At 48.4% G+C, this 19,346-nt stretch carries 18 protein-coding genes; all 18 read left to right on the top strand.

The features are described from left to right. The 18 genes from FPZ49_RS07790 to nusA all read left to right on the top strand — a co-directional run bounded on the left by FPZ49_RS07790 (nt 1) and on the right by nusA (nt 19,320). Nucleotides 1-420, top strand: coding sequence for a hypothetical protein (locus tag FPZ49_RS07790; RefSeq protein WP_144845241.1), 420 nt, complete (start codon nt 1-3; stop codon nt 418-420). A 17-nt stretch (nt 421-437) separates the two neighbouring features. After that, on the top strand, nt 438-1,220 hold the full coding sequence (locus tag FPZ49_RS07785; RefSeq protein WP_144845239.1) for a FliA/WhiG family RNA polymerase sigma factor: 783 nt from the start codon (nt 438-440) through the stop codon (nt 1,218-1,220). 22 nt (nt 1,221-1,242) lie between these two features. Continuing rightward, nucleotides 1,243-2,652: a DUF342 domain-containing protein gene (locus tag FPZ49_RS07780; protein ID WP_144845237.1), complete on the top strand. Its 1,410-nt coding sequence runs from the start codon at nt 1,243-1,245 to the stop codon at nt 2,650-2,652. Between the two features lie 14 nt (nt 2,653-2,666). Further along, a complete protein-coding gene (locus FPZ49_RS07775) occupies nt 2,667-2,987 on the top strand; it encodes a hypothetical protein (protein WP_144845235.1) in 321 nt (106 codons plus the stop codon). 130 nt (nt 2,988-3,117) lie between these two features. Next, entirely contained in the window at nt 3,118-3,702 is a 585-nt protein-coding gene (locus tag FPZ49_RS07770) for a DUF6115 domain-containing protein (RefSeq protein ID WP_261381309.1), read from the top strand. Then, nucleotides 3,692-4,210: a hypothetical protein gene (locus FPZ49_RS07765; protein ID WP_144845233.1), complete on the top strand. Its 519-nt coding sequence runs from the start codon at nt 3,692-3,694 to the stop codon at nt 4,208-4,210. The genes FPZ49_RS07770 and FPZ49_RS07765 overlap by 11 nt, the downstream gene beginning before the upstream one ends. 222 nt (nt 4,211-4,432) lie before the next feature. Next, a complete protein-coding gene (rpsB, locus tag FPZ49_RS07760) occupies nt 4,433-5,131 on the top strand; it encodes a 30S ribosomal protein S2 (RefSeq protein ID WP_144845231.1) in 699 nt (232 codons plus the stop codon). Between the two features lie 93 nt (nt 5,132-5,224). Then, the gene (tsf, locus tag FPZ49_RS07755) at nt 5,225-5,878 is read left to right on the top strand and encodes a translation elongation factor Ts (protein ID WP_144845229.1); all 654 of its coding nucleotides are present in this window, start codon (nt 5,225-5,227) and stop codon (nt 5,876-5,878) included. Nucleotides 5,879-5,974: 96 nt separating this feature from the next. Next, on the top strand, nt 5,975-6,700 hold the full coding sequence (pyrH, locus tag FPZ49_RS07750) for a UMP kinase (RefSeq protein WP_144845227.1): 726 nt from the start codon (nt 5,975-5,977) through the stop codon (nt 6,698-6,700). Nucleotides 6,701-6,703: 3 nt separating this feature from the next. After that, complete coding sequence (gene frr, locus FPZ49_RS07745; protein ID WP_144845225.1) at nt 6,704-7,258, top strand: ribosome recycling factor; 555 nt, start codon at nt 6,704-6,706, stop codon at nt 7,256-7,258. A 101-nt stretch (nt 7,259-7,359) separates the two neighbouring features. Beyond that, entirely contained in the window at nt 7,360-8,127 is a 768-nt protein-coding gene (locus tag FPZ49_RS07740) for an isoprenyl transferase (RefSeq protein WP_144845222.1), read from the top strand. Nucleotides 8,128-8,142: 15 nt separating this feature from the next. After that, on the top strand, nt 8,143-8,931 hold the full coding sequence (locus FPZ49_RS07735) for a phosphatidate cytidylyltransferase (protein WP_144845220.1): 789 nt from the start codon (nt 8,143-8,145) through the stop codon (nt 8,929-8,931). 19 nt (nt 8,932-8,950) lie between these two features. Further along, entirely contained in the window at nt 8,951-10,090 is a 1,140-nt protein-coding gene (locus tag FPZ49_RS07730; RefSeq protein WP_144845218.1) for a 1-deoxy-D-xylulose-5-phosphate reductoisomerase, read from the top strand. Nucleotides 10,091-10,297: 207 nt separating this feature from the next. Beyond that, nucleotides 10,298-11,554: an RIP metalloprotease RseP gene (rseP, locus tag FPZ49_RS07725; protein WP_144845216.1), complete on the top strand. Its 1,257-nt coding sequence runs from the start codon at nt 10,298-10,300 to the stop codon at nt 11,552-11,554. A gap of 72 nt (nt 11,555-11,626) precedes the next feature. Next, a complete protein-coding gene (gene proS / locus FPZ49_RS07720; protein WP_144845214.1) occupies nt 11,627-13,075 on the top strand; it encodes a proline--tRNA ligase in 1,449 nt (482 codons plus the stop codon). A 97-nt stretch (nt 13,076-13,172) separates the two neighbouring features. Next, the gene (locus FPZ49_RS07715) at nt 13,173-17,507 is read left to right on the top strand and encodes a PolC-type DNA polymerase III (RefSeq protein WP_144845212.1); all 4,335 of its coding nucleotides are present in this window, start codon (nt 13,173-13,175) and stop codon (nt 17,505-17,507) included. Nucleotides 17,508-17,724: 217 nt separating this feature from the next. Beyond that, on the top strand, nt 17,725-18,183 hold the full coding sequence (rimP, locus tag FPZ49_RS07710; RefSeq protein WP_144845210.1) for a ribosome maturation factor RimP: 459 nt from the start codon (nt 17,725-17,727) through the stop codon (nt 18,181-18,183). A 39-nt stretch (nt 18,184-18,222) separates the two neighbouring features. Further along, nucleotides 18,223-19,320: a transcription termination factor NusA gene (nusA, locus tag FPZ49_RS07705; RefSeq protein WP_144845208.1), complete on the top strand. Its 1,098-nt coding sequence runs from the start codon at nt 18,223-18,225 to the stop codon at nt 19,318-19,320. The last annotated feature ends 26 nt before the right edge of the window (nt 19,321-19,346 follow it).

Below are 19,346 nucleotides of genomic sequence, written 5' to 3'. Positions count from 1 at the left end.
ATGATTGGAACTATTCGATGGAATTTGATAGTTGGTGCGTTTGCGTTTCTTCTAACCTTTCTTTTGTCCATTAGTAATAACATTTGGCAGACCACGCTTTTGCGTAGCTTATATAGTTTTATCGCTTTATTTATCCTTGTATTTTTTTGCCGATGGCTGTTGGGTACGTTTGCTGGATTAAATCAGATGCAGGGCTCTTCCATGGATACGGAGGATGAGATTGGAAAAGGAACGGCAGTTGATGCGTCGACACCAGATCAAGACGATGAGTTGCACCAAATGCTGCGAGCATCGCTAGACCCGAATTCATCGCCGCAGCCGTTTGAATTTTCCCCACTGAATCCGCCAAAGCTTTCAACCAAGAAACATTCAGATCCGGAGGAGCTGGCCCAAGCTCTACGCCGCATGTCTGAAGAATAAGGGTGGTGACGACCAGCATGATTGGACAAAAATCTCACTTAGCGAATATCGATGTCTGGAAACAGTGGCGTGAAGACAAGATCCTTACAGCGAAGCAGGCGTTAATCGAGACTTATTTACCGCTAGTAGACTATGTATCTGGCCGTCTATCCATTGGGTTGCCCAAAAATGTGTCTAAAGAAGACCTGGCAAGCTGCGGGATTATGGGTCTCATTGATGCCATCGAAAAATTCGATTACCAGCGCGGATTGCAATTCGAGACGTATGCATCATGGAGAATTCGAGGTGCCATGATCGATGGGCTGCGTCAAGGAGACTGGGTACCGCGATCCGTACGCGAGAAAGCGAAAAAAATCGAAGAGGCTTACCAGAAACTGGAGCAGCAATATCTGCGATCGGTAACGGATGCTGAAATCAGTGAATATCTTCAAGTCAGTGAATCCGAGTTTCACCAGATGGTTCAGGACATTGCCGTGACAACGGTTTGCTCGATTGACGATCCGATTCGGGAAGAAGACTCCGAGACGAGACTCTCCTTATTAATCGATGAGAAAGCGGAAAATCCGGAATCCAAGGTTAATGAGTTTTATTTGAAGGAAACGCTGGCCAAAGCCATTGAACGCTTGACGGAGAAGGAAAGAACCGTGGTTTCGCTCTTCTATTTCGATGAATTGTCATTAAGTGAAATCGCTGAAGTCATGAATTTGTCGCCATCTAGAATATCCCAACTGCATTCCAAAGCCATTCTACGCTTAAGAGGTGCACTTAGCCGTTCCAAGGCACAGTTGATGTACGAGTAAATGTTGAAAGGCGGGGAATTTTGTGAGCGAACTGACGATGCCCATAAGCTATTATTTGGACGTCTCGCTATCAGATGATAAACAAAAGGCATTTCTACAGTTCATGAATTGCGATCATTCGTTCCGTGTAACACGAGAGCAGCTGAACGAGCTTCTAAAATCGTATCATATCGTATTTGGCATCGATGAGGAAAAGCTGGAAGCGATTTGCAGAGATCCGAAGCCTTTTTACAATTCGAAAGCAGTGATTGCAAATGGCCAAGCGCCGCTGGAAGGCAAGGACGGTTATATCAGCCTGCTCTTTGACCTGGATAATAAATCGAAGAAGCCCGTGGAGCTTGATGACGGTTCCGTAGATTTTAAGGAAGTCACATCGATTAATAACGTGCGTAAAGGCCAGCTGATTGCCCAGCGAATCCCTGCTACCTCAGGCATGGATGGACGTGCCGTGACCGGCGAAATCCTGTTTGCCAAAGACGGTAAAGAAGCACGCTTCAAGCTAGGCAAAAACGTCGTGACCGATCCGGAGCAAACCGCGATGTATGCGGCCATTGACGGCATGGTTTCCAAGACGGATCGAGACAAAATCAACGTCTTTCCGATTTTTGAAGTGAACGGGGATGTTGATTATAATATCGGGAATATTGATTTTGTAGGCTCTGTTGTTATTCGCGGCAGTGTCTTAACAGGGTTCAGAGTTAGAGCCTCCGGCGATATTCGCATAACTGGCAGTGTGGATGGAGCTGATTTAGAGGCAGACGGCTCGATCGAAATTAACGCAGGGATCTTAGGGCATAACAAAGGCGTGATTCGGGCCGGTAAACGGGTGAAGAGCTCCTTTATTCAAGACGCCACGGTTGAAGCAGGGGAAGAAGTTATCGTAAGCCAAAGCATCATGCACTCTCACATCCGAGCAGGGAAGCGCGTGGTTTGTAAAGGCACCAAGGGACTTATCGTTGGTGGGATGATCCAAGCTGGCGAGTTAGTTTCTTGCAGAACGATCGGCAACTCCATGTCTACGGTTACAGCGATTGAAGTTGGGGTATTGCCTGAGCTTCGCAATGAGCTGCAGCAGCTCCGAATCCAATTGAAATCGTTGAACGAGAATTTGGATAAGACCGAGAAAGCGCTATCGCTCCTCGATCAGCTTGCCGCTATCGGTCAGCTTAGTCCTGATAAACTATCCATGCGCGTCAAATTAAATCATACCAAGAAGCAATCGATTGAAGATTTGACATCCACTAAAGAGCGAGTACTGGAAATTGAAAAATCGCTCGAGGATTCCGAAAATGCCAAAGTTGAGGCGATTTCGAACGTGTACAGCGGAACGAAGATCGTCATCGGCCGGTACACCAAATTTATTAAGGATACGGCTCCGCGCGTCAAGTTTCAATTGATGGATGGGGACATTACCTTACTTCCGATCGTTTAAAAGGAGCGATAGGAATGAGTTTGAGATCGATCGAACTGCAGTTCGTTCTGCAAAAGAACGATGAGGCCGGAGTCAAGCAGCATCAGATGATGCACAAGCCCGTGGAAGATCAGACGAGTTTATCGGAAGCTGCCGAGAAAAACATCGTGAACGAGCGTCATGTGACCGCTAAGCTGGATGAAATCCATCAGGCATCTGTGAATGATCATGCTCCCAAGAAGCAGCATGGACGTACCGGCAAACGTGGATCTCAGAACCGGCAAGACCAGTCACAGGGGGAAGCGGGTCATAACGATCACCCTTTCAAAGGGCGGAATATCGATTTATCGTTGTAATTAAAGTGTTAACATTTGAGGCAATTTCGTCCCCGGGTATTGGTGGTACTATATCTTGGAGCGAGATTGCCGTCTTGTATAATAAAGCGCAGAATAGGTGAGAGTGTTGGATCAACCATGGATTTACGTCGTGCTGTTCGGGCTGGTTTTAATTGTATATGCCAAGATCATGCCGAAAAGCGGATCAGGCAAAGGCCAGGAATCGAATATGCTGGGCGAAATTGAACAGACGATGGATCATTTTGCAGCAGAATTGGACGAGCAGAACAAAGCGCTGATCCAGATGTTTGGTGAGACGAAAAAAGAATATGAGCTGAACGCCACCAAATTACTTACTCGTATTGAAGGCTTGGAGTCTCAAAATAATCAGCTTCGTCATGAAATGAATCGTCTTGGTGTGGTCCAAGAGCAGTGGCAAACCCGAAGAACGATGGCATCACCACTGTCAATCTCAGGTACGGTAACCGATAGTAGGGAGAATTTAGCTGAAAACGCCAATCAAGCTTCAAGGCTGCAAGAGGAAGCTCAAGCTTCGTCGAGTCCTCAGCCGCCTTCTTTTGCAATGAATATGAGAGAGCGGTATAAAGAGTTGTTTCAGCTGCATGAGCAAGGCAAATCAACGGATCACATAGCCAAGAAACTAGGAATGAACAAAGGTGAGATCAATTTGATTGTACAATTGGCAAGACAGGAGGAACGGGCACATGATGAATAAAAAATCGCTGCTGTATGGGCTTGGCTCCGGCCTGATCATAGGCGCCGTTCTTCTTCAATTGATGAACTCCGTTGTACCTCCCACGGGAAAAGCGGCACCTAAGTCGGCGGTTCCAAGCCCAACGATCGAAGATCTGGACCAGAAGCAGGTCAAGGAGATTGCAGGAAAATACTTTCAAGTGTACGACAAGGCGGATAAAGTATACAGCCAGCAGCAAGTGGACGCTCTGGTTCAGCAAAAGGTAAAGGAAGAGAAAGACAAGAATGCGGCACAAGCCCCTGCACAGGCACCCACGCAGCCTCCTGAGACTTATATTTACGTTTCCAGAGGGTTAACGGCTACGAATGTCGCGGATCTACTAGAGCAGAGCAGTGTTATAACCGATCGCAAAGCGTTTGTGGATGAGATGAACAAGAAGCAGCTGAACGATAAGATCGTTACCGGCGTGCATCATTTTAAAGGCCCGCAAGAGCTGCAGCAGGTTGTCACGAATATTACGACACAATAACCATCAGGTCCATTTCAGCAGGGCCTGATTTTGTTTTTCTTCCTGATTCGACAGGTGTTGCAAAGCGATAGGCAGTTATGGTATAGTAATTGACGGTGTTAAAAACCACACGCAATCAATTCCGGCAACGGTGCTCCTGAAGTCTTAGGACAAGGAGTTTTGTCGTGAAAATGCGATTTGCGGAGGGACACAAAAAACCAAAATTAGAGGAGGTGTGTGAGGATGGCAGTTATCTCCATGAAACAGCTTCTTGAAGCTGGGGTACACTTCGGTCATCAGACTCGTCGTTGGAATCCTAAGATGGATCGATACATCTTCACTGAAAGAAACGGGATTTACATTATTGACCTGCAAAAGACGGTAAAAAAAGTTGAGGAAGCTTACAACTTTGTTAAATCCGTAGCAGAAGAAAACGGAACAATTTTGTTCGTGGGTACTAAGAAGCAAGCTCAAGATTCCGTTAAGGAAGAAGCTGAGCGTTGCGGAATGTACTACATCAACCAACGTTGGTTGGGTGGTACGCTGACGAACTTCCAAACGATTCAAAAGCGTATTAATCGCCTGCACGAACTGGAAAAATGGGAACAGGATGGCACGTTTGAAGTGCTTCCTAAGAAAGAAGTTATCATCCTTCGCAAAGAAAAAGATCGCCTCGAGAAGTTCTTGGGCGGTATCTCCCATATGAAGGGCTTGCCTAGCGCATTGTTCGTAATCGACCCTCGCAAAGAGCGCATTGCAGTAGCAGAAGCTCGCAAGCTGGGTATCCCAATCGTAGGTATCGTTGATACGAACTGCGATCCGGATGAAATCGACTATGTAATCCCAGGTAACGACGATGCAATTCGTGCCGTTAAGCTTTTGACAGCGAAAATTGCGGATGCCGTTATTGAATCGCAACAAGGTGAGCAAACTACAGCCTAAGCTATTGAATACAAAGAAGGGTGGTTTAAAGGTGCAAAAACCTTTCACCGCCCTTTTTTTAGGGTACATACCAAAAATCAAGGAGGCAATATCATGGCAGCGATTAGTGCGGCAGCAGTAAAAGAATTGCGTGAAAAAACCGGAGCAGGTATGCTCGATTGCAAAAAAGCGTTGGAAGAAGCAAACGGCGACTTGACCAAAGCATCTGAGATTTTGCGTGAAAAAGGTCTCGCAGCAGCAGCGAAAAAGGAAGGCCGTATCGCTACCGAAGGTATGATCGAGTCTTACATTCACGCTGGTGGTAAAATCGGCGTTTTGGTTGAAGTAAACAGCGAAACTGACTTCGTTGCTAAGAACGTTCAATTTAAAGAGTTTGTACGTGATGTAGCTCTGCACATCGCAGCTGCGAACCCTAAATTCCTTCGTCGTGATGAAGTACCTCAAGAGGCGCTGGATAAAGAGCGCGAAATCTTGACGAACCAAGCGCTTAACGAAGGCAAGCCTGAGAAAATCGTTGAGAAGATCGTTGAAGGCCGCCTGAGCAAATACTATGAAGAGTATTGCTTGCTGGAGCAGCCATTCGTTAAAGACCCGGACAAAACCGTTGAACAGCTCTTGAAAGAGAAAATCGCTACCATCGGTGAAAACCTCTCGATCCGCCGCTTCGTTCGCTACGAGCTCGGAGAAGGTCTGGAGAAGAAACAAGAAAACTTCGCAGAAGAAGTTATGTCTCAAGTTAAACTGTAATTCCATTTATAGAATCCAACAGTGGGAACACCTTAGTGTTCCTTCTTTTTTAAACACGGAAGGAATTACGGATTAGCGAAACGGAGGTAAACAAGCTTGGATCGTCCGACTTTTAAACGAGTAGTATTGAAATTAAGCGGTGAAGCCTTGGCAGGACAGCAAGGATACGGCATCGACGCAGAAATGATTTCTACTGTCGCCCAGCAGGTTAAAGAGGTAGTAGATTTGCAGGTAGAAGTAGCGATTGTTGTCGGCGGAGGTAACATTTGGCGCGGCATTGCAGGAAGTGCGAAAGGGATCGATCGCGCAACCGCAGACTACATGGGCATGCTGGCTACGGTCATGAACTCGCTGGCCCTTCAAGATGCGCTCGAAACCATCGGTGTACCGACCCGCGTTCAAACTTCGATCAACATGCAGCAGGTAGCAGAACCATACATACGTAGAAGAGCTATTCGCCATTTGGAAAAGGGCAGAGTTGTCATTTTCGCCGCAGGAACGGGGAACCCGTACTTCTCGACCGATACGACAGCAGCACTCCGCGCGGCAGAGATTGAAGCGGAAGTCATTCTGATGGCTAAGAACAAAGTGGATGGCGTCTATACAGCCGATCCATTCAAAGATCCAACTGCACAAAAATTTGAAACTTTGACTTACCTGGAGGTTTTGAACAAAAACCTGGGCGTCATGGATTCTACAGCATCTTCGTTGTGCATGGACAACAATATTCCTTTGATCGTCTTTTCCATTACGGAGAGCGGCAATATTAAGCGCGTCGTCCTTGGGGAGAAGATTGGTACGATTGTAAAAGGGAGCGTGTAAACAATGCCTCAATCGATAAAGAAAAACGCCGAAGATCGGATGGAGAAAGCCATCGGATCCCTGAAGCGGGAGCTCGGCACTCTTCGCGCGGGACGCGCAACACCTGCTCTGCTAGACCGTATTCAAGTTGAGTATTACGGCTCGTTGACGCCGGTCAATCAGCTGGCCAACATTAACACGCCGGATTCCCGTACGCTGATGATTCAGCCTTGGGATAAAAGCTCTGTAGCAGCGATTGAGAAAGCGATTATGAAATCCGATCTAGGGCTTACGCCTTCGAATGACGGAAGCTCGATCCGCATCGTGATCCCGGCATTGACAGAGGAGCGCCGTTCGGAGCTCGTGAAAATGACCCGTAAGTTCGGTGAAGAAGCGAAAGTAGCGATCCGCAACATTCGCCGGGATGCCAACGATGAGGTCAAAAAGCTGGAAAAGACCGGCATCTCTGAAGACGAATCCCGTCGTCATCAAGAAGATATTCAGAAGTTCACTGACAAGCACATTGCTGAAGTGGATAAAGTGTTAGCCGCGAAGGAAAAGGAAATCATGGAAGTGTAATATAGATGAATCCCCCTAATGGATAAGTTGATCTAATGCTTGCATAGTAGATCAACTTATATAGGAGGGGGCTTTTAGTCTTTCCTGATGGGGGATAAGGAATGAAACCTTTCAAGAAATGGTTTGGAAGCAAAACGGAAGGCGCAGAAATCGCCGCACAGCTGTCTTCAGACAACGTTCCGAACCATGTAGCTGTCATTATGGACGGGAATGGCCGTTGGGCACAAAAACGTGGTTTACCGCGGGTGGCTGGACATCATTCCGGCATGAAGAATGTCAAGAAAATTACGATGGCTGCCAATGATATCGGTGTACAAGTATTGACCATGTATGCTTTCTCGACGGAAAACTGGAAGCGTCCAAAGGAAGAAGTCGAGTACTTGATGAAGCTGCCGCTCGAATTTTTTCCCAAGGAAATTGAGGAGCTGATCGCCAACAACGTTCAGATTCGTATGACCGGCTGGAAGGAAAGCTTACCGGACTACACCTTAAAAGCCATTCAGGATGCCATTGATCAGACGAAGCATAACACTGGACTCATACTGAATTTTGCGCTCAATTATGGCAGCCGGAAGGAAATGCTCTCAGGAATTCAGCAATTAGTGAGAGACGCCAAGGATCAGAAGATCAATCCAGAGGATATCGACGATGCGATGTTTTCGAAGTATTTGTTAACCGATCCATTGCCTGATCCAGACCTGCTCATTCGAACCAGTGGCGAGCTGCGGATCAGCAATTTTATGCTTTGGCAGCTGGCGTATTCAGAGCTGTACTTCACCGAGCTGTGCTGGCCCGAATTTACGGAAGCTCACTTTTACGAAGCAGTGAAGGAATATCAGCGGCGCGCAAGAAGATACGGCGGTTTATAGGTTGGAGGAATCAAGTTGAAGCAGCGGATCGTTACAGGGGTCGTAGCCGGCTTAGCGTTTTTTGTCCTGCTATACTTAGGAAGCTATTGGTTTGCAGGGCTTATTTTATTGTTGTCCGTGATCGGCTTCGATGAATTTTTACGGATGAACCACTTGAAGGAAAGCAAAGCCATTCAGGTCATTGGATTTGTAGGCGTAGTCCTACTGACCATACAGTGGAAGGGACTGGCGATCTCACCTGGCTTTCTTGTGTGGGGATTGATGTTTCTATTGATGGCGGTCACGGTCATTTCCAAGAACAAAGTGACGGTCGATCATATTGCCATGGCGTTTTTGGGTATCGTGTATGTGGGCATCGGTTTTCATTATATGCTCGAAACACGTTGGATCGCCGAGAATGGGATTTACTGGACACTGTTGGTCTTTTTCTGCATCTGGGCTACCGATTCGGGGGCATATTTCACAGGTTCCATGATCGGGAAAACGCCGCTCTGGCCTACCATCAGTCCGAAAAAGTCAGTGGAGGGCGCCATTGGCGGCACAGTGCTGTCCATCGTGGTAGCGCTTATTTTTGCTTATGTCAGGCCTGAACTGCTCAGCTACAGCCGGGCCATTTCGATCGGCCTACTGATTGCGGTTGTAGGACAAATGGGAGATTTGATCCAATCCGCATATAAACGCGTGAAGGGAATTAAGGACACAGGCACCTTACTGCCTGGGCATGGCGGTGTGCTTGACCGGACGGACAGCTGGTTGATTGTTTTCCCGTTTTTGCACATGCTGTCACTCCTCCCGCATACCTAAAAAGAGGTGAACGTCTCGTATGAAAAGAATCAGCATCCTGGGCTCCACTGGATCGGTTGGTACACAGACACTAGATGTTATCTCGCATTACCCCGAGCATTATTCCGTAGAAGGGTTGTCCGGGGGGTATAATATTGATTTGCTAACGGAGCAGGTGCTTCGTTTCCGTCCCAAAAAGGTGTCTGTAGCCACGAAAGCGCTGGCAGATCAATTGACGGCTCAAATCCCTTCTGAGATTAAAGTGTTTCATGGCGAAGAAGGACTCCTCGAAATAGCAGCAGGAACAGATGCAGATTACGTTGTCACTGCGCTTGTAGGCAGCCAGGGCCTGAGGCCTACGTTGGCCGCCATTGAAGAGGGGAAGCAAATTGGACTTGCCAACAAAGAAACGTTGGTCAGTGCGGGGCATTTGGTCACGGAGCTGGCGGCTCGCCGCGGTGTAAAACTGCTGCCGATCGATAGCGAACATTCGGCGATTTTTCAATGCTTAAATGGGGAATCGCTTGAAAATATACATACAATTACGTTAACGGCATCCGGTGGTTCTTTTCGCGATCGCACTCGGGAAGAGTTAAAGGATGTTACCGTGGAGGATGCGCTTAAGCACCCAAACTGGTCCATGGGAGCCAAAATCACGATCGATTCCGCCACAATGGTTAACAAAGGGCTTGAAGTCATCGAAGCACATTGGTTGTTTAATCTTTCCTATCATCAAATCGAGGTCCTCATCCATCCGGAGAGCATTATTCATTCGTTTGTGGAATTTGCGGATTACAGCATTATTGCTCAGCTAGGTTTGCCGGACATGCGTGTCCCGATACAATATGCTCTGACATATCCAACTCGAATGAAATCTCCGACACAGCGGTTGAGGCTGTCGGAGATCGGGAAATTGAATTTCCGTGAAATGGATTACGATCGTTTCCCATGCTTGCGTATGGCTTACGAGAGTGGCCGTACCGGAGGCTCCATGCCTACCGTCTTTAATGCGGCGAATGAAGTGGCCGTGGAGCGATTCTTACGCGGAGACATCAAATTCCTCCAGATTGAAGACGTAATCTCGAATGTGCTTGCCAAACACTCAGCTGTCCCATTTCCGGACTTGCAGCAAATACTCGAGATTGATCACTGGGCTAGACAGGCTGCAGTTCACGCATAAAGCATTCGCTTAGTCATCTTTTCGGCAATCGGATAATATGTTCATACCACGGGTCAGCTTGTATTCTCGGCGGAAATAATGTTAATCTTAAGAAAAGCTTTTGCTTCGATAACACTCGCTTATGAGGATACATCCATGCTTTGGGAGCCGCCGTCTCTCACCAGTCTACTGACTATGAACATTTGTGCTTAAGGAGGCCGTAAAGCATTGGCTATGCTGCAGAACGTATTTCAGATCGTACTTTTGTTTTTTGTGCTCGTAACGATTCATGAGTGGGGACATTTTTATTTTGCCAAACGGGCTGGCATTTTGGTCAGGGAATTTGCCATTGGCTTCGGACCAAAGCTGCTGTCTTTCGTGCGCGGCGAAACCCGATACACACTGAGACTTTTGCCGATCGGCGGATTCGTACGCATGGCCGGTGAAGACCCGGAGATCGTGCAAATTAATCCGGGACAGCGTATTGCCGTTACCTTGAACAAGAATGAAGTTACACATATTTATTTGAATGAATTCGACGGCCGCGTCGGTGCCATTGAAGGTGTTGTAGAGCAAATTGACTTGGAACAGGACCTGTTCGTCCGCATGGACGTAGACGGAGTAATCGAGCGTTTTGACGTACACCCTCAAGCGATGATGGTTTCAAAAGAAAAAGAAACTCAGATTGCGCCGCTCGACCGTCAATTTGGGAGTAAAACGATCGGGCAGCGAGCGCTGTCTATTTTCGCCGGGCCGCTGATGAACTTTATTCTGGCATTTGTGCTATTCGTGACGGTTATTTTCGTCGCAGGCGTTCCGGATAAGGTGAAAATCCAAGACACGCTAGCCGGTTCAGCAGCTCAAAAGGCTGGACTGCAGGCCGGGGATATCATTTTAAATGTGGACGGTGAGCAGATTGGCGCTGACCGTGGGAAGCTGACGACGTTAATCAAGCAATCCGTGAATAAGCCTATGATCTGGATTGTGGAACGGAATAAGGAACAGCTTCGCAAGGAAGTAACCCCAATTGAACAAGAAGGAACGATTCGAGTGGGTGTGACGCTAATGGCGCAGACCCGTCAAGCTAGCATTGGCGAAGCATTTACCGGGGGATGGACCAGTCTGACATCCGCGTCAATGCTGATCTTGGATGGCTTCGGCAAGCTCGTCACGATGCAGTTTAAGATGGAGGATTTGGGCGGACCTGTCCGAATCGTGGAATTCACTAGTGAGCAAGCGAGCGCGGGCTGGACGCAGTACATTTCCTGGACCGCCATTATGAGCTTGTATTTGGGCTTATTTAACCTGCTGCCGATTCCAGCTTTGGATGGCAGCCGTCTAGTGTTCTTGCTGCTTGAAGCGCTGCGCGGCAAGCCGATTGATCCGAACCGGGAGAGTATGGTGCATTTCGTCGGTTTTGCGATGCTGATGCTTTTGATGATAGCGGTAACGTATAATGATATTTTAAGATTGATAAAAGGCTGACAACGGACTGTTTTGGGCTTGCTGTAGTCGTTGCAGCGAACGTAACAAGTCGCCGTCTGTAGGGGGATAACCATGTCGAACGAGAAGCAATTTGTTAAAGAAATTACGCCGCAAAGTGAAGATTTTTCCCGTTGGTACATCGATGTCATTAAGAAGGCTGATCTGATGAGCTATTCGCCGGTTCGCGGCTGCATCGTGTTCAAGCCGGACGGGTACGAAATCTGGGAGAACATCCAGCGGGAGCTGGATCAGCGCTTTAAGGATACGGGGCACCGTAACGCCTATTTCCCGCTGTTTATCCCGGAGAGCTTTTTCCAAAAAGAAAAAGAGCACGTCGAAGGCTTCAACCCTGAACTGCCATGGGTAACGGAAGCAGGTGGAGAGAAGCTCGAAGAGCGTCTGGCCATCCGTCCGACATCCGAAACGATGATCGGCCATATGTATTCGGAGTGGATCAACTCTTACCGCGATTTGCCGCTGCTCATCAACCAATGGGCTAACGTGGTACGCTGGGAGAAGCGGACACTGCCATTTTTACGGACGAGTGAGTTTCTTTGGCAGGAAGGTCACACGGCGCATGAGGACGAGGCGGATGCTCGGAAAGAGACGATGCAGATGCTCGAGATTTACCGGGATTTTGCAGAAAATTTCTTAGCGATTCCAGTCATCATGGGGCAAAAAACACCGTCCGAGAAATTTGCTGGCGCCGTGGATACGTTCTCGATTGAAGCGATGATGAAGGATGGCAAGGCTGTACAAGCCGGTACTTCTCACTATCTGGGCACTAACTTCGCTGTTGCGTTCGATATCAAATATTTGGACCGCGAAAATCAGCACCAGTTCTGTCATACTACATCTTGGGGCGTAAGTACTCGTTTGATCGGTGCCTTAATCATGATTCATGGGGATGACCGCGGATTGGCGCTGCCACCGAAGGTAGCTCCTACTCAGGTCGTTATGATTCCAATCGGCCCGCCGAAGACACGGGAGCAGGTTGTGGGTCGAGTGGACGAGCTGTACGCTGAACTGAAAAAAGCAGGTGTTCGAGTCAAGGTGGACGATCGTCCGGATCAAAGCCCTGGCTGGAAATTTAACGAATACGAAATGCGTGGTATCCCGGTAAGGGTTGAATTGGGACCTCGTGATATGGAAAATGGACAGGTAGTTCTCGTATCCCGGATTACCGGTGAGAAGCGCATCGTCCGCCAAGACCAATTTGTAGAAGAAGTGCAAAAACTGTTGACGGAAACGCAGCAGGAAATGTATGATCGAGCAAAGAGGTTCCGTGATGAGTGCATGACGGAAGCGGACACGCTGGACGATATGAAGTCGTTCCTCGAGCAGAAGCGCGGCTTTGCGCTATCGGGCTGGTGTGGCTCCGATGCTTGCGAGGCGCAGGTGAAGAACGAAACGGGCGCAACAAGCCGGAACATTCCGTTTAACACGGACGTGAAGAAATCGAAGTGCCTTGTATGTGGCGATGACGCGAAACATACGGTGCTGTTTGGCAGAGCTTACTAAGTAAGGATAACAAGGGCAAAACGGGAGGCAACATTTTCCTTTTGCCCTTTCGTGTTTGTTGGGACGGGGAATTTGATTGGCAGCGGGGAGGATTCGGATGAGCAATAGCAGTACGGCGCTGAAGCGGGACCGTTTTGAGATGCTGATGCATCAAGCGGGTGTGCCGGGGGATGTGGCGCAGTCTTTTTTCTCGGACGGATATATCGATAAAGTGGAAACAAGCCGTAAGAACAAGGAATGGACGTTTTTTATTGTCAAAAGCCAAATTGTACCTAGTGATATTTACCGTTCGTTTTGCAGAATGATTCGGGACAAGTTCTCCCACATCGCCCTCATTCGATTTGTTCTTCAGTATACACCGGATGTCAATGCAAACGAGGTTGCGCATGAGTACTGGGGCATGTTCCTCGAGTGGGTGCAGCGGGAAGCCGCATCGATCAACGGTTGGATGACCAAAGCGAAGATCGATGTCCAGGGGAACGTGCTGACGCTTCATTTGCTCGACACGATTGGAATGGAGCTGGCGAAGAAGAAAAATATCGGTCAGTGGATCCAAAATTATTTTAAAGATTATTTCGGCGTGGAATACCATGTAAAATATACCGTCGATGCCAAGCGGGATGAAGTGTTTGAGAAGTTTGCCCGCAAGATTGAACAGGAAGAAAAAGAAGTAACAAGCGTCCTTATAACTGCCGTAGAGGCTGAGAATGAAGCGGCTGCGAAGGATGAGGCCGAAGTGAAGCTCATGGTGGGCTATGACATCAAGGAGCCAGCTGTCCCTCTGCAGAACGTTAAGGACGAAGAGAAAAAAATTACCGTTCAAGGTACCGTGTTTGGTTTGGACGTGAAAGAACTGCGGAACGGAAGTACGTTGTTTACGTTTAATATTACCGATTTTTCCGATTCGCTTGCGGTTAAGGCGTTTGCCAAGACAAAAGAAGATGTGAAGATATACAGTTTAATCCAGAATGGTTCATGGCTTAAGCTTCGCGGGAAAGTGGAGTACGATCGCTTTATGCAAATTCCCGAGCTGATAATGATACCATCTGATGTGAATGAAGTGATGGCGCCGCCGGAACGCAAGGATGATGCGGAAGAGAAGCGGGTTGAGTTTCACCTTCATACGACGATGAGTACGATGGACGGCATTACGTCTGTCGATCAATATATTAAGACGGCGGCCAAATGGGGTCATAAAGCCATTGCGATCACGGATCACGGTGGGATACAAAGCTACCCTGAAGCGAATCATGCGGCACACAAACACCATATTAAGGTGCTGTACGGACTGGAAGCGAACATTGTTGACGATTCCGTTAAGGTAGTCATGAATCCTACCGAAATTCCACTGGCTGATAGCGAATATATTATTTTCGATATCGAGACCACGGGTCTTTCCGTAACTAGCAATAAAATCATCGAGATTGCCGGTGTTAAGATGAAAGAAGGTAAGGAGATTGATCGATTTGCCAGCTTCATCAACCCGCATGAGCGAATTCCATATCATATCCAGCAGCTGACCAATATCAATGATGATATGGTGAAGGATGCTCCGGAGCTGGAAGACATTCTGCCCAAATTTATCGAGTTTGTTGGAGACAGCGTGCTTGTGGCGCATAATGCGCGTTTTGATATCGGGTTTATTCAAGCCAATTGCAAGCAGCTCGGGATCCCTGAGGTGACGAACCCAGTGCTCGATACGCTTGAGCTGGCGCGGCTGTTGTTCCCAACGATGAAAAATCACCGATTGAATACCCTGTCTGATAAGTTTAAAGTCAGTCTGGACAACCATCACAGGGCGATTGATGACTCTATTGCATTGGGACATGTGTTGTTTCACCTGCTGAAAGAAGCGGGGGATCGTGGGTATGCGTCGTTGGATCGACTGAACGATCAGGTCGGAAAAAACTTGACTACTCAGCGTCCATTCCACTGCTGTATCTATGCCTTGAACATGACGGGCAAAAAAAATCTGTATACGCTCGTTTCGCTATCCCACACCGAGTACTTCCACCGCGTAGCCTGCATTCCTAAGAGCAAGCTGAAGGAGATGCGCGAGGGCTTGCTTATCGTGTCCGGCTGTGAGAAGGGTGAATTTTACGAAACGGTACTGAACAAATCCGTGGAAGAGGCGGAGGTAGTCGCCGAATTCTATGATGTGCTGGAGATTCAGCCAACCGGCGTCAACATGCATCTGGTGGAGAAAGGGCTCGTCGGCAGCGCCTCGCAGCTGGAGGATACAAACCGGAAGATCATTGAGATCGGCCGGAAGCTCGGCAAGCCGGTCATTGCGACAGGGAATGTGCATTATCTGCATCCACGGGAGAAAATTAACCGTGATATTACGATTCATGGGATTACCGGGTTTAGTCCGCTGAAGGACATCCGGAAGCCGGAAGTTCATTTCCGCACGACCAAGGAGATGCTCGCTGAATTTAAGTATTTAGGTGAGGAGACCGCCTACGAAGTTGTCGTGAAGAATACGTCCGAGCTCGCGGACCGATTCGAAGAGCTGGAGCTGTTTCCTACGAAAGGCGGGCCAACGGATAACGGACTCTTTACGCCGATTATTGAGGGTGCGGACGAAGAAATCCGGTCAACTTGTTACAACACTGCGAAGCAAATTTACGGTGAAGAGCTGCCGGAAGTGATCGTCGCACGGCTGGAAAAAGAGCTGGTGCCGATCATCAAGTACGGGTTCTCGGCCAACTATTTGATTTCGGAGCGGCTGGTTAAAAAATCAAACGCGGACGGCTATCTGGTAGGCTCGCGGGGGTCCGTAGGCTCCTCCGTCGTGGCGACGTTCCTCGGGATTTCCGAGGTTAACCCGCTTCCGCCGCATTATATTTGCAAATCGTGCCAATTCAGCGAGTGGATATTGGATGGATCGATCCCTTCGGGATTCGACTTGCCGGATAAAAACTGTCCGAACTGCGGTGAGAAGCTGAAAGGTGAAGGGCAGGACATTCCGTTTGAAACGTTCCTGGGCTTTAAGGGCGATAAGGTTCCCGATATCGATCTAAACTTTTCCGGGGAATACCAGCCGCATGCACATAACTATACCAAGGTATTGTTCGGTGAAAGGCAAGTATTCCGTGCTGGAACGATTGGTACGGTTGCGGAGAAGACCGCGTTCGGTTTCGTGAAGAAATATGAAGAAGATCAAGGCCAGAAGTGGCGCGGCGCGGAGTTAAGCCGTCTGGCACTTGGCTGCACCGGCGTTAAGAGAAGCACAGGTCAGCATCCCGGAGGGATCGTTGTCGTTCCTAATTACATCGATGTGAATGATATTACACCGGTACAGTTCCCGGCGGATGATACCTCCTCCGAATGGATGACGACGCATTTTGACTATCACGCCTTTGATGCGAACCTGCTCAAGCTCGATATTCTGGGGCACGATGATCCGACCATGATGCGAATGCTGCAAGACTTGACGGGTGTCGATCCTACGAGCATTCCGATGAACGATCCGAAGGTTATGAGCATGTTTAACTCTGTGGAAGCGCTGGGTGTTTTGCCTCAGCAGATCCGTACGCCGGTGGCTACCTATGGTGTGCCGGAGATGGGAACGAAATTCGTCCGTCAGATGCTGGAAGAAGCAAGACCGTCCAGCTTTGCCGACTTGCTGCAAATTTCCGGTCTGTCTCACGGGACAGGCGTATGGCTCGACAACGCGCAGGAGCTGATCAAGAAAGGCATTTGTACGATCAAGACCGTTATCGGCTGCCGCGACGACATCATGTTGTTCCTGATCTATAAAGCTGGTATGGATGCGGCGCTAGCGTTTAAAATTACAGAGAGTGTACGTAAAGGTAAAGGGCTGACGGAAGAGTGGAAGGATGAGATGAAGAAATGCAATGTGCCGCAGTGGTACATTGATTCTTGCGAGAAGATCCAGTACATGTTTCCAAAAGCGCATGCTTCCGCCTACGTCATCTCGGCCGTACGTACGGCATACTTCAAGCTGTATCATCCGATTGCCTACTACGCTACTTACTATTCGGTACGGGCAACGGATTTCGAGCTGGACTTGTTGTGCCAAGGCTATGATGCCATTCTTCGAAGGCTGATTGAGATTGAGGAAAAAGCATTCCAAGCGACGCCGAAAGAGAAGAACATGGTGTCGATTCTCGAAATGGCCCTTGAGATGACAGCTCGCGGATTTTCGTTCAAGAGCATCGATTTGTATAAATCGGATGCCACGAAGTTCCTGATCGAAGGCGACTCGTTGATCCCACCGTTCTCTGCTATGGCCGGTATCGGGGAGAATGCGGCGAAGAACATCGCGGCTTCGAGGGAGGATGGACCTTATCTTTCCATTGAGGACTTCCAAACTCGCAGTAAAGCGTCCAAAACGATCGTCGAGCTGCTTAATGGTATGGGCTGCTTCCGCGGGCTGCCTGAATCGAATCAGCTATCCTTATTCTAATATGGACTAGCGGCTTCGAGCCTTCCAATCCGAATCCATGGCAAGTTGCAACAAATCTGCACTTATGGTATAATCTTCTACGGTAACAGTGTAACAATGTAATAACTCGTGAGCAGAGAGTGGGGAAACCCACTCTTTACATTTTGTATAAGGCTTTTAGCGAGTAAAGCGTCATTGGGGCGAGTTTGCCGCTATGGATGAATAGGAGGAAAGCTGTTTGAGTACACAAATCAAATCCATTGTGGAAGAGCTAGTTCGTCCTTTTTTGGACGAGAACGGATTTGAGCTGGTTGACATTGAGTATGTAAAAGAGGGCGGCAATTGGTTTCTGAGAGTCTACGTCGATAAAGAAGGCGGCATCGATATTGATGACTGCGGTCGAATCAGCGAATATCTGAGCGTGCAGCTCGATGAGAAGGACCCGATTGAGGACGCTTATTTTCTTGAAGTATCCTCGCCAGGGGCTGAACGTCCATTGAAGAAAACGCAGGATTTTTATAAAGCCGTCGGAGAGCATGTGTTCGTTACTACATACGAGCCGATTGACAAGCTCAAAGAGTTTGAAGGCACGCTGGTATCCTATGATGAGCAGACGGTCGTCGTCGAAATCGGCAAGAAGAAATTCACCATTCCTGCGGATAAAGTTGCCAGCGCCAGATTGGCTATCAAGTTTTAGTGAACGCTCGTATTTTATGAGAGGGGGAACTTCATTCAAATGAATATGGATTTTATCGAAGCACTAAATGAAATTGAACGAGACAAAGGCATTGCCAAAGACGTGTTGATCGATGCGATTGAAGCTGCACTCATTTCGGGCTACAAGCGAAACTTCAACACGGCACAAAACGTACGTGTAGACATTAACCGTCACACGGGGCTCATTAAAGTGTATGCCCGCAAAACGGTTGTGGAAGAAGTATTGGATCCGCGGCTCGAGATTACACTTTATGCGGCACGCGAAATCAATCAAAACTATACCCTGAACGACATCGTCGAGATCGAAGTAACGCCGCGCGACTTCGGCCGCATTGCAGCCCAAACGGCTAAACAAGTCGTGACTCAGCGCATTCGTGAAGCCGAGCGTGGACTGATCTACAGCGCCTACGTGGACAAAGAAGAAGATATCGTCAACGGAATTGTTCAGCGCCAAGATCAACGGAACCTGTATATCGATCTGGGCAAAATCGAAGCGGCTATGCCTCTGAGTGAATTGATGCCGACCGACAAGTTTAAGCAGGGCGATCGTGTCAAAGCCTACATTACGAAGGTCGAGAATACGACGAAGGGTCCGCAAATCATTTTGTCGCGTACGCATCCGGGGCTGCTAAAGCGCCTGTTCGAGCTCGAAGTGCCGGAGATTTTCCAAGGCGTTGTAGAAATTCGTTCCGTTGCGAGAGAAGCGGGCTTCCGTTCAAAAATTGCGGTGCATTCCCGTAATGCAGAAGTGGATCCGGTCGGCTCCTGTGTAGGACCGAAGGGCCTGCGCGTGCAAACGATCGTTAACGAGCTGAAGGGTGAAAAAATTGACATCGTGCGCTGGATGGACAGCGTGGAAGAGTATGTAGCCAATGCGCTGAGCCCGTCCAAGGTGCTGGAGGTTCAAGTGTTCGAAGCGGAGAAGATGGCTCGGGTCATCGTTCCGGATTATCAGTTGTCGCTAGCGATCGGGATCAAGGGTCAGAATGCAAGGCTTGCAGCGAAGCTGACAGGCTGGAAGATCGATATTAAGAGCGAGACTCAGGCGGAGCAAGAATACGGCCGTCCGAAGACCTATACGGAAGAGATGCACCAGGATTCGGTCAGCATCGACTAACCGCTTTGACATTAGTGAGTTTGCAT

The organism is Paenibacillus cremeus, from assembly GCF_007786445.1.
GTDB classification, from domain to species: domain Bacteria; phylum Bacillota; class Bacilli; order Paenibacillales; family NBRC-103111; genus Paenibacillus_G; species Paenibacillus_G cremeus.
This window is presented reverse-complemented; position numbering and strand designations above follow the sequence as displayed.